The organism is Hymenobacter fodinae, assembly GCF_004745825.1.
Classification (GTDB): Bacteria; Bacteroidota; Bacteroidia; order Cytophagales; family Hymenobacteraceae; genus Hymenobacter; species Hymenobacter fodinae.
The window spans coordinates 314,397-326,416 of sequence record NZ_SRLA01000006.1 but is presented as its reverse complement, the minus strand read 5'-3'; the positions used below and the strand labels follow the sequence as shown (position 1 = coordinate 326,416).

The 12,020-nt window shown below is 56.5% G+C and carries 10 protein-coding genes; all 10 read left to right on the top strand.

What is annotated here, in order from left to right:
• Positions 1–42 precede the first annotated feature (42 nt).
• Positions 43–990, top strand: coding sequence for a UDP-glucuronic acid decarboxylase family protein (locus EU556_RS23855; RefSeq protein WP_135436756.1), 948 nt, complete (start codon positions 43–45; stop codon positions 988–990).
• A gap of 140 nt (positions 991–1,130) precedes the next feature.
• Entirely contained in the window at positions 1,131–2,594 is a 1,464-nt protein-coding gene (locus tag EU556_RS23850) for a hypothetical protein (protein ID WP_210116362.1), read from the top strand.
• Positions 2,595–2,627: 33 nt separating this feature from the next.
• Complete coding sequence (locus EU556_RS23845; protein ID WP_135436754.1) at positions 2,628–3,794, top strand: glycosyltransferase family 4 protein; 1,167 nt, start codon at positions 2,628–2,630, stop codon at positions 3,792–3,794.
• 185 nt (positions 3,795–3,979) lie between these two features.
• The gene (locus tag EU556_RS23840) at positions 3,980–5,509 is read left to right on the top strand and encodes a hypothetical protein (protein WP_210116361.1); all 1,530 of its coding nucleotides are present in this window, start codon (positions 3,980–3,982) and stop codon (positions 5,507–5,509) included.
• 24 nt (positions 5,510–5,533) lie between these two features.
• Positions 5,534–6,610, top strand: a complete 1,077-nt coding sequence (locus EU556_RS23835) for a CgeB family protein (RefSeq protein ID WP_245327868.1) — start codon at positions 5,534–5,536, stop codon at positions 6,608–6,610.
• Between the two features lie 119 nt (positions 6,611–6,729).
• Positions 6,730–7,818, top strand: coding sequence for a glycosyltransferase (locus EU556_RS23830; protein ID WP_245327867.1), 1,089 nt, complete (start codon positions 6,730–6,732; stop codon positions 7,816–7,818).
• Positions 7,808–8,470, top strand: coding sequence for an acyltransferase (locus tag EU556_RS23825; protein WP_135436751.1), 663 nt, complete (start codon positions 7,808–7,810; stop codon positions 8,468–8,470). The genes EU556_RS23830 and EU556_RS23825 overlap by 11 nt, the downstream gene beginning before the upstream one ends.
• A 60-nt stretch (positions 8,471–8,530) precedes the next feature.
• Positions 8,531–9,472: a glycosyltransferase gene (locus tag EU556_RS23820; protein WP_135436750.1), complete on the top strand. Its 942-nt coding sequence runs from the start codon at positions 8,531–8,533 to the stop codon at positions 9,470–9,472.
• Between the two features lie 6 nt (positions 9,473–9,478).
• Positions 9,479–10,435, top strand: coding sequence for a glycosyltransferase family 2 protein (locus EU556_RS23815; RefSeq protein WP_135436749.1), 957 nt, complete (start codon positions 9,479–9,481; stop codon positions 10,433–10,435).
• 261 nt (positions 10,436–10,696) lie between these two features.
• Positions 10,697–11,959: a glycosyltransferase gene (locus EU556_RS23810; RefSeq protein WP_135436748.1), complete on the top strand. Its 1,263-nt coding sequence runs from the start codon at positions 10,697–10,699 to the stop codon at positions 11,957–11,959.
• The last annotated feature ends 61 nt before the right edge of the window (positions 11,960–12,020 follow it).

Sequence of the window (12,020 nt, the reverse complement as noted above, 5' to 3'; positions counted from 1 at the left end):
CCCCAGCCGGGGTGGGTATTGCCAACCATTAGCTACCATCCCATGTCCGATAAAAAACGTGTTCTGATTACTGGCGGCGCCGGCTTTCTGGGCTCTCACTTGTGCGACCGATTTCTAGCCGAGGGGTATCAGGTTGTTGCCATGGATAACCTCATTACCGGCGACCTTGCTAACATCGAGCATCTGCTCGAAAACGAGGATTTCGAGTTTGTGGAGCACGACGTCTCCACCTACGTATCACTGCCGGGCAAGCTAGACTACATCCTGCACTTTGCCTCGCCGGCCTCGCCCATCGACTACCTTAAGATTCCTATTCAGACGCTGAAAGTGGGTTCGTTGGGTACGCACAACCTGCTAGGGTTGGCCAAGACCAAAAACGCACGCATCCTGATTGCCAGCACCTCGGAAGTATACGGCGACCCCGAGGTGCACCCCCAGGTGGAAGAGTACTTCGGCAACGTGAACCCAGTAGGCCCCCGCGGCTGCTACGACGAAGCCAAGCGCTTTCAGGAGGCCATTACGATGGCCTACCACACCCACCATGGCCTAGAAACGCGCATCATCCGCATCTTCAACACCTACGGCCCCCGCATGCGCCTCGATGATGGCCGCGTGCTGCCAGCCTTCCTCTCGCAGGCGTTACGTGGTGAGAACTTGACCGTGTTTGGCGACGGCTCGCAAACGCGCTCGTTCTGTTACGTCGACGATTTGGTAGAGGGTATCTACCGCCTGTTGCTGAGCGACTACCCCCTGCCGGTGAACATTGGCAACCCCACCGAAATCACCATCAAGGAGTTTGGGGAGGAAATTGCCAACCTGACGGGCGTGGAGTTCAAGCCCTCCTACCATCCGCTGCCCCAGAACGACCCGATGAAGCGCAAGCCCGACATCACCAAGGCCAAGGAGATTCTGGGCTGGGAGCCCAAAGTAGACCGTGCCGAAGGGTTACGGCGCACCCTGGAATACTTCAAAGAGAGCGTGCTGCAATAAGCAGAGCCCCAGTACACTGGTAGCAGCCGCTACGGGTGTTTTGTTCACAAGCAGACAGGTAATTTATGTCAACAGCCTCGCGGTTGATTTCCGGAAGTGCGGCGTCCTGGGTACAGATTGGCGTCACGGTGCTATCACAAATGGCCCTGGTTCCTCTCTACCTCTCGCACTGGAGCGTAGTCACCTTTGGGGTGTGGATTGCGGTTCAGACGCTGGGTAGCGTCATCTCTATCTTGGACCTGGGACACCAGGAGTTCCTGGCCTACGAGTTCCTAAAAATTGGCACTACCCGGCGCCCAGCCCTCAGCAAGCACCTGTGGTCAGGTATCAGTATTGGTATTCTGCTGAGTCTGGTGCAGCTGCTCATTATTACCGCGCTGCTTGTTACCGGGGCACTACCGTACTTTTTAGGCAAAACAGATGTGGCTAGTCCTGGCTTGATCCGGGATGCGGGCATTGTGCTGCTGCTGCAGGGCATTACGTGGTTGGTCTGCACGAGTGTATCGGGGCTGTTCTTTCGGGCCTTGGCTCCGTTCGGGCACTACCCGCGCATGGCGTGGTGGGGACTGGCCTACTCCGTAGCCTGTTCCGTGGCTCCAGTTTCAGCAGTACTGCTTGGGGCGGGCCTGCTCACCACGGGCGTTGTAACGGCCGTAACCGGGCTGATCATTGCACTACCGCTCTACCTAGATCTGTCTCGGCTATTGCGGCAGGAACAGATTCCGTTTACACGCCCCTCGCTGCGGCTGGGCTTCAAGAACTTTACCCGCTCGCTGGCCATCACCGGGCGGGTGCTGCTCGAGAATGCGCGCCAACAAGGAGTACGCCTACTGCTGGCCCCCCTAGCGGGCGCCGCCGGGTTAGCCGCTTTCTCTACCATGCGCACGGGGGCCAACGTTGCGTTGCAGGGCTTGAACACGGTAGTCAACCCCATGATGCCGGAGCTGATGCGCTTTCTGCACCAGCGCGACCAGGCACGTAGCGAAGTGGCTTTCGGAACTATCTGGTTTGTGCTGGTGGCCGTAATGGCTCCCGCCACAGTGGTCTTTCAGGCTGTAGTAGAGCCCCTGTACGGCCTTTGGACGCGCGGAAAGGTGCCATTCGACCCGCTGTTATTTGCTACGCTCTCGCTTTCGGTACTGGTGTATGCCGTGGTGCAGCCAGCCATGGCCGTTGTGCGCGGCAACAACCTCCTGCGTCCGCAACTGCTGCTCTCCGCTACTGCTGCCGCCGTGGTAGTGGGTGGAATAGTCGTGCTGGTTCCCAGCACGGGCATCCTGGGTGGGGGCTTGGCCCTGCTAGCTGCCGAAGTGGTAGCCACCTTTGGCTACCGGGTGGTGGCCGGGCAATGGTTGCGCACCAATGGCCTATACTGGCCTACGCGCCCCTTCCGGATAGCGGTGACTTCGGTGTGGGTGGCCGCCTTGGCAATGGGAGCCATGATTGTGCTGCCCCAACTCAAATGGCTAATTGTGAGCAGCGCCTTGGTGCTGCTGCTCGGCAACGCCTGGCGCTACTGGCAGGTGCTGCCTACGCTGGCCACTGAGCACACCCTGCGCTTGGTAAGTGCTCTGCCTTTGGTTAAAAGGCTTTTCCCGGCCTAACCACCCACGTTTCTCCCGCTTCTTCGCCCTATTATGGCCGTCACTCAGATTTCAATCGGACGCTTTCACCACTTTCACCTGGCCCGGCAGCTTGAGCAGCATGGGTTGCTCGACTGCATCTGGACGGGCTACCCCCGCCTGAAGCTGCGCGATGAACAAGGCATTCCGGCAGCAAAAATCCGTACGTTTCCCTGGCTACACTCCCCTTTCATGGCCAGGGGCCGCTTTGGGCTGGGTGGCTCGCCCTGGCTCGACCGGGAGTGGCTATGGTGGGCCCACGAAACGCTTGACCGTTACGTGGCCCTGCGCCTGCGCAACCCCACAACGCTTATGGCGCTGTCGGGCAGTGGCCTACACGCCGGAGCTGCGGCGCAGCGCAATGGAGGATACCACGTGTGCGACCGAGGCTCCTCCCACATCCGCTTTCAGGATCAGATTCTGCGTTCTGAGCATGCCCGGTGGGGACTTCCTTACCGCGGCATCGACCCCCGCATTATTGCCAAGGAAGAAGCTGAGTATGAGCAGGCTGACCTCGTAACGGTGCCTTCCGAATTCGTGCGGCGCTCGTTTTTGCAAATGGGGGTGCCCGACGAAAAGCTCGTGAAGGTGCCGTATGGCGCGCGCTTAGACCGGTTTCACAAAGTAGCCGATCCGCCCCAAGACCGTTTTCGGGTGCTTTGGGTGGGCGCGGTAAGCATCCGCAAGGGGTTTCTGGATCTGCAACAAGCCTTCCAGGCACTGCGACACCCACGTAAGGAGCTTGTGGTGGTGGGCTACGTAGAGCCGGAAGTACAGCAATTGTTAGCGAACCGCGACGTGACCGGTATTGATTTCCGGGGGCTGGTGCCTAATCAAGAGCTGCCCGCCCTCTACAGTTCGTCGCATGTTTTCGTGCTCCCGAGTGTGGAAGAAGGCTTTGGGCTGGTATTAGGTGAAGCGCTGGCCTGCGGCTGCCCGGTAATCTCATCTACTAATACGGGTAGTGAAGACCTGTTCACGGATGGCCTAGAAGGCTTTGTAGTGCCCATTCGCTCCCCCGATAGTATCCGAGAGCGACTCCAACAACTCGCGGATGATCAAGCACTGCAACAGCACATGTCTGAGGCGGCCATTAAACGAGTGCAGGCAATACGAGGCTGGGACTCTTACGGCACCGCCCTCTCCCATGTGCTCACCGACCTGCAGGCTGTAGTCCGCTAACCCTGCTTTCTCTAGCCGTTTTGTTTGCCATGCAACCAGTTCCCTCTTTCACACACGCAGCCCCAGCCCAGTTGGCCCCAAAAGGCCAGCGAGACTTCCTGTCTCAGTTTGTCGGCTGGTCTTGGGTGGTGATACTCGGAGCCGCGCTGCTGCAGAGTATATTCTTTAGTACTCAGGCAAATTTGGTGGGTACAGGCGCCGTCTTGGTGGCGTGGGCCGCCGTTACGCTCACTGCTCTGCGCCCTGCCAGCTTGAAGCAGTTTCCCCTGTCTTCCTATCTGATTGTGGGCTTCACGGCGACTCAGTTTGTTTTCCCACTCATATTCACCCTGCTGGAAGGGAAAGAGCTGGTGTATAATCTGAAGTTGCCCTACACCGTCTTTCTCCACTCTCTGTTAGCACTGGGGGTGCTGGTCTTCACTCATCTCCTCTACCGTTTCCTGGCAACTGCCCCACGCAGCTTGTCCGCCAAGCGGCCTAGTCTGCTGCAGCGGCTCGGGATGTTTACGGCCCCAAGTGATCTGCAAATCTGGTTGATTGGCTTTATCGGGTTGGGAGCTATGTTCTTCTCCTACTTCTACATGCCTTCGCAGGGCCGGGAGACGGCCGGAGCCGGCGAGAAGATTATTGAAGCACTGGTTCCGTTCACCTACGCCCCGTACTTCATCCCCTTCGGTCGGATGTATGGGCAGCTTACTCCCCCAGCTCGCAACCTGGTACCCCGGTTGGTTGGGTTTACCGTGTTGCTGTTTATCCTGAGCCTAGGTACCAACAGCCGCGGAGCGTTCATGCTCGGGTTTACATCGGTTGGCTTCACCTTCGCCTTGGGGTTGCTGCTAGGCCTGATTAAAACCCGCCTTTTTACGCTCAAGAACCTAGCCATTGCCCTGTTCGTGGCGTGGTTCCTCACGGGCCCCATGTCGGATATAGGCACCGCCATGGTTATGGTTCGCAATGTGCGCTCTGACACCCCACGCTCAGAGCTAGTTGGGCTCACGTGGCAAGTCTTTCAAGACAAGCAAGCCATCCACGATTTCAAAACCAGCAATGAGGTGTCTAGCGCCTGGGAAGCCTGGGATGAAACCTACCTGGACAACATCTTCCTGGCCCGTTTCTGCAACATCAAGTTCAACGACATTAATCTGCTGCTGGGCGCTGAAATTGGGGATAATGACCCCGATGTTCGGCAGTACAGCATTGACCGCTTCTTGACCACGTTTCCTAAGCCAGTGCTTGACCTGCTGGCGCTAGACGTTGACAAGGACGCCGTGAATGCCATTGCCTACGGCGACTTTCTGTACTACAAAGTAACGGGCAGTGATGAGGTGTTTGGAGCCCGCCTTACCGGGCACTTTGCCGGCACCGGAATGGCCGCATTTGGCTGGTGGTACCTGCTTATTCTGGGGGTAGCCATGATTCCGGTGTACTTCTTATTTGACTGCTTTTGTATTCGGCGGCCCCTCTCGGGCAGCTCGCCCACCGGCCAGGGCCGCACCTATCTGCTGTTCAGCTTCTGCGGCTTACTGAGCCTGACGATGGTATTTCAGTTTTTGCCCATGGAGAGCGTGACGGGCACGGCTAACTTCTTGCTGCGCAGCTGGATTCAGCAAGTGCTCTTGTATCTACTCCTCTTCCACGTTACTCGGCGGCTCAGCACCATGGTTGCGCTACTGTCCGCCACTGCCAAGCCCCGGCGGGTGCTGCTAAGCACTTAGAAAGCACCTATAACCCATGACCTGATGGAAACAACGACCTCCCCTATGGCTACTATTCTGTATTTCGGGGATTGCAACCCCAAATCCACGGCAGCCCAGCGCGCCGAGGCCTTGAAGCGTCTAGGCCACCATGTAATTCAGCACAGCCCCTTTGATACCATTGCCGACTTGGTGGGCCCGATGGGCAGCTACCGGTGGTTTGTGGCCTTCCACTATCGTACCGGCTACCGCTTTATGCAAAGCAAAGTGGGTCATTGGCTGCGCACCATTTTGGCGAATACTCCTAAGCCCGACCTGATCTGGGTGGATAGCGGGGAGCTGTTTGGCGTCGGCTGCCTGAAAGTGCTCAAGAACGTAGGGTGCCCCGTGGTGCTTTACAACGTGGATGACCCAACTGGTCAGCGCGACGGCCACCGCTTCGATTCCCTACTTCCGGCTTTATCCCTCTACGATTTGGTGGTGGTAGTGCGCCGCGAGACGGAAGTCGAATGCCAGACCCTGGGTGCGCCTCAAGTTCGGCGCGTGCTGCGCAGCTATGATGAAATAGCCCACAAGCCCTTCCCGCGCCCTACCGCCGTGCCTGCGGCCTACCGGTCCGACGTGGTGTTTATTGGCACCTGGATGCCCAACGAAAAGCGCGACGAGTTTATGCTTGAGCTACTGCGGCAGGGCGTACCGCTTGCCATTTGGGGCAGCCGCTGGGAAAAATCTCCTCACTGGAAGGAGTTGCAGGTTGCTTACCGTGGGGGTGCGCTGGGTGGTCGCGATTACGTAGCGGCCATTCAGGGCGCTAAGATTTGCCTGGGGCTGCTCTCCAAGGGCAACCGCGACCTGCACACCCAGCGCTCATTGGAAGTGCCCTACGCCGGCGGCCTACTGTGTGCCGAGCGCACTGAGGAGCACCAGCAGATTTATGATGAAGGCCGCGAAGCCGTTTTCTGGTCTGATGCGGCCGAGTGCGCGCGCGTTTGCCATGAGCTGCTGCGCAATGACGAGCTGCGAGAAAGCATCCGACGCGCCGGGGCGCAGAAGGTACGCGAGCTAGGCGTTGGCCACGAAGACCTTGGCCGCTTGGTGCTCAGCGAGTTTCAGCTCAACTAAACGGCCCGCTGTTCCTGCCGTTTTCTCACGCGTTTTATCCGAACAGGTAGCTTATGAGGCTTATTTTAATCGGGAACTACCCCCCAGATGGTCAAGAAAGCATGGAGCGCTTTGCGTGCATGCTTCACGCGGGCTATCAGCAGGCAGGTATTAACTCCGAAATCTGGCGTCCTACTGTTCTGTTCGGCCGCCGGCATCAGGCTGCTACTACTGGCATAGGCAAGTGGCTGGCTTACGTAGATAAATGGCTGGTTTTTCCAATGGTCCTGCGCTGGCGCTTGCTGGATCAGGCCTTTGCCAGCCCTAACGTACGCTTTCACGTGTGCGACCATTCCAACGCCCCGTATCTGCAGCACCTGCCAGAGGAGCGGGCGGGCATTACGTGCCACGATGTGCTGGCCATCAGGGGTGCATTCGGCTACGCCGATGCTTACTGCCCCGCTTCTGGCCTAGGCAAGGTGCTGCAAAAGTGGATTTTGCACCACCTGAGCCGCGCCAAATTGCTGGCCACCGTTTCGCAACTCACCCTGCAACAGCTGCGCGAGCTAGCCCCCGACCATGCCACTCAGGATTGGCGGGTGATACATAACGCTTTCAACGCAAGATTTGCCCCGCTGCCCGCGGCCCAACAAGCCGAGCTGCTTAGCCAGGTAGGCCTAGCCCCGGATGCAAACTTCCTGCTGCATGTCGGGTCAGGGTTGGCCCGTAAGAACCGGGCGCTGCTCCTTCATATGGCCGCCGCGCTAGGTTCGCGTTGGCAAGGGTTGATCTGTTTTGCCGGAGAGCCCCTTGAGGAAGCGCTGCTTGTGCTGGCAAACTCCCTAGGCCTACAGGGCCGGGTAGTTTCCGTGGTTAAGCCGGAGCATGCTACGCTGGTGGCGCTCTACTCGGCTTGCGAAGCCTTCATCTTTCCTTCGTTCTCCGAGGGGTTCGGCTGGCCAGTTATTGAAGCCCAGGCCTGCGGAGCCCCCGTCATTGCCAGCGACATTGAGCCCATGCCCGAAGTGAGCGGCGGTGCCGCCCTGCACGCCGATCCGGCCCAACCCCAAGCGTTTGCGGAAGCACTGCTCACTCTACAGGACGCCGACACCCGCGCCGCCCTGGTGGCGCGGGGCTTCGAGAATGCTCGCCGCTTTGAGCCTGAGCACATGACCTCCCATTATCTGGATCTGTTCGGGGTCCGGCAAGAGCTTAGCTATGTTTCGTAAAGCAGTCACGTGTATTCTGCCCTGGAGCATTAAAAGGCGAGCCCTGCACCGGTGGTTTGGCTTTGAGCTACACCCCACCGCGCACATAGGCCTAGCCTGGATTTTTCCCCGGCGATTAACCATGGGCGCCGGTGCCCGCATCGACCATTTCACCGTGGCTATTCACCTTGATGCCATTACCATGGAGGCCAATGCCACCATTGGCCGCGGCAACTGGATTACGGGCTTTCCCACCCGCACGCAGTCGCCCCACTTTCAGCACCAGCCTTCCCGCCGTGCCGAGCTTATCCTGGGCGAGTCGGCGGCCGTTACCAAAGACCATCACCTCGACTGCACGAACCTGCTGGAAATAGGCCGATTTGCCACTATTGCCGGCTACCGCTCGCAGTTCTTAACGCACTCCATCAACCTGTTTGACAACCGGCAGGGCAGCGAGCCAATTCGAATTGGGGCCTACACCTTCGTGGGTACCAATGTGGTAGTGCTGGGTGGGTCGGTGCTTCCGGCCTACTGCGTGCTGGGAGCTAAATCCCTGCTCAACAAAGCCTACGAACAGGAGTGGAAGCTGTACGCGGGGGTGCCCGCCAAGGCGGTGGGCGAAATCCCCCCCGACGCCAAGTATTTCAGCCGAACCGAGGGCTTTGTCTACTAACCCTCGTGAGTCACGCTTATTCCTGCCTGAATTTCATTTCTCATTAACCTACACATCGTCATGGCCCCCACGGTATCTGTCATACTGCCCGTTTACAACCAGGAGCCCTACCTGGCGGAAACCATCGAGAGCGTACTAGGCCAGTCCTTCACCGACTTCGAGCTGCTCATCCTCGACGACGGCTCCAAGGACGGCTCGGCCGACATCATCCGCCGCTACGCTGCCACCGATGCCCGCATCCACGCCTTCTTTGAGCCTAATGCCGGGCGTTGCGAGGCCACTAACAAGCTGCTGGCCAAAGCCGTCGGTACCTGGTGCGCCCTGCTCGATGCCGATGATGTGATGCTGCCGGAGCGCCTGGCCCGGCAAGTGGCCTTCCATGAAGCTAACCCGGAGGTAGATGCCTCTAGCTGCCATTGCTACTACATTAACCACAAGGGCAACACGCTGGGTACGCAACGCTACCCTTTCATCAAAAACGTAGCTGAATGCCGCAGGGTGGCGGCTACCGGCGAGTTCGTACAGTGCGCCATGACGGGCCTGATGGTTTCGCGGGCAGTGTTCGAGAAAACGGGTGGGCTGCGGTCTAAATTCTGGCCCTGCGATGATTTTGAAATATTCAATCGTCTAATAGCGGAAGGATATATTCTGGTCATAATTCAGGAGGCCCTGATGAAATACAGAATTCATGAATCAGCAATTACTGTGCGCAACCCTTTTCATACGTTTGATATGATAGGATACACAATGCACTGCTTGAATTCTCGCCGGAAACTGCAACCAGAAATTACGTTTGAAGAATTTATGCGTATTCGTCAGGCAGAGCCGTGGCTAACTCGCTTCAATCGCAAAAGATTTAATTACTCGCAGATATTTTTCCGTAATGCGGGGTTTTCAATCATGTCTAAAAACTATTTAAACTTTTTATGGCAAGCCAGCACGGCCACGGCCTTATCGCCGGGGTACATGCTTACGAAAGTCCGCAACCTCGCTAGAGCATAAGTCACCATGGCCCCCACGGTATCTGTCATACTGCCCGTTTACAACCAGGAGCCCTACCTGGCGGAAACCATCGAGAGCGTACTAGGCCAGTCCTTCACCGACTTCGAGCTGCTCATCCTCGACGACGGCTCCAAGGACGGCTCGGCCGACATCATCCGCCGCTACGCTGCCACCGATGCCCGCATCCACGCCTTCTTTGAGCCTAATGCGGGCAAGTGCAACGCCACCAACAAGCTGGTGGAAAAGGCCCAAGCTCACTGGTGCGCCTTTCTTGACGCCGACGACGTGATGCTGCCAGAGCGCCTAGCCCGGCAAGTGGCCTTCCATGAAGCTAACCCAGCCATAGGAGCGTCAAGCTGCCATTGCACATACATCAGCCCCACCGGCGAGTTTTTGGGCGTGCAGCGGTACCTAGGCCTCCGTACCGTGGAAGAATGCCAACAGGCACTGGCTAACAATGAGTTTGTGAAGTGTGCCTTTACTGGCTTTATGACAAGTAAAGCTGCATTCTTCGAAGCCGGGGGGTTACGGAATCAGTGCTGGCCCTGCGATGATTTCGACTTCTTCAACCGCCTGATAGAAAAGGGATACTCGCTGGTCATCATGCAGGAAATCCTGATGAAATACCGGGTACATCCATCCTCTATTACGGCAACAAAGCCCGTGCACACTTTTGAGGTGATGGATTACGCTGCTCATTGCACCACGCGCCGCCGCTCCAACCAGCCCGAGATTACTTACGCTGAATTTAAAGCTGCCCGCGACCAAGACCCCTGGTGGAAGAAACTAGACCGCAAGCGCTACATCTATTCCATCCTCTATCATCGAGAAGCCAGCTTTGCCATGAAAACCCGGAAATACCTGAGTTTTTCCTGGCTTTTGCTAACTGCTTCAGTGCTATCACCAAAGTTCGTGGTAGCCACAATTTTTAACCGAGTTACTAAATCAACTGCATTTCAGTAATTTTTATTTAATCATTGCATTATAAGCCACTATACAAATCAAGTAAATACACTTATATTGTTATAAAGACAAAGATTACATATCTCATAAATATTATTTAAGCAGCAACGCTATAACTAAAAAGTAAAATATTTTACTCAAAATCGCCACAAGCACTATCTAATAAATCCAGTAGAAGCAAATAATATCCAACACGACCTAAGGTATTAATTAATAAGCTAACTTTTTTAAGCACCGACTGCTGCTTCTGCCTAACCTCCTATGAAATACCTACACGTCATATCTCGCATGGACCCTCAATTGGGTGGGGTGAGTCAAGCCGTGCGCACCATGGTGAATGGGCTGGCAAGTATTGGGGCTTACAGCGAAATTGTGAGTTTAGATGCTCCGGATGCAGAATTCCTAGGCACTGACCCCCTGCCCATTCATGCGCTCGGTCCGGCCCAAGGCCCCTGGCAATACAGTCCTCATCTAATCCCTTGGCTGGTAGCGCAGTTAGCCCGCTTCGATGTAGTTATTCTGCACGGTTTGTGGCTTTATCACGGATATGCTGTTCGAAAGGCCCTAACGCGATGCCGTAAAGCAGGCGTGGGTGCTCTGCCTCAGCTTTTTATTATGCCCCACGGCATGCTCGACCCCTATTTTCAACGGGCCGGCGGGCGACGCCTCAAAGCGGCTCGCAACTGGGCCTACTGGAAGCTGGTGGAGGCAGCCTTAGTGAATGAGTCGGCGGGCGTGCTGTTCACTTGTGAAGCTGAGCGCCAACTGGCCAGGCAGCCTTTCCGCCCTTACCATCCTGCTCGTGAGCTGGTTGTAGGCCTAGGCGTAGAGGAACCACCGCATTACACGCCCGCCCTGGATACGGCCTTTCAGCAAGCCTGCCCTACTGAGCTACCAGATCAGCCCTATCTACTCTTTCTAAGCCGAATTGATCCCAAAAAAGGAGTTGACCTGCTCGTTGACGCCTTCGTTAAGGTAGCCGCCCATGTCCCAACCAGTTCCGTTTTGGCAGCAACCAGTGCAGAGCCCACAGCCGTTGAGGAGCCAGCAGCCCCGCACTTGGTCATTGCTGGCCCTGGCTTAGCTACTGCTTATGGGCAGAGTATTAGTCGGGCCTCTCAAGCTCAAGCAACTCCAGCAAGAACTATTTCCTTAACCGGCATGCTAACTGGGGATGCTAAATGGGGCGCTTTTTACGGGTGCGAAGCCTTTGTTTTGCCCAGCCACCAAGAGAATTTCGGCATTGCCGTGGTAGAAGCCTTGGCCTGCGGCAAACCCGTGCTCATTTCAGATCAGGTGAATATATGGCAGGAAATTGAGGCGAGCGGAGCAGGCCTAGTAGCTCCTGATACGCAAGCTGGCACCGAAGCTCTATTAACGGCTTGGTATCAACTCTCGGAGTCACAAAAGCAGGCCATGTGCACGCGAGCCCGAGCCTGTTATGAAAGCCAATTTGCAGTGTCCGCTGCTGCTCAAAGGTTAGATATTTCTTTGCAAAAGGCTCTACTCAGTGTTAAACATTGACTACTAATAGCTTATATTAGCATGCACACTTCTTAGATCAATAATATCCATTTGATTATTG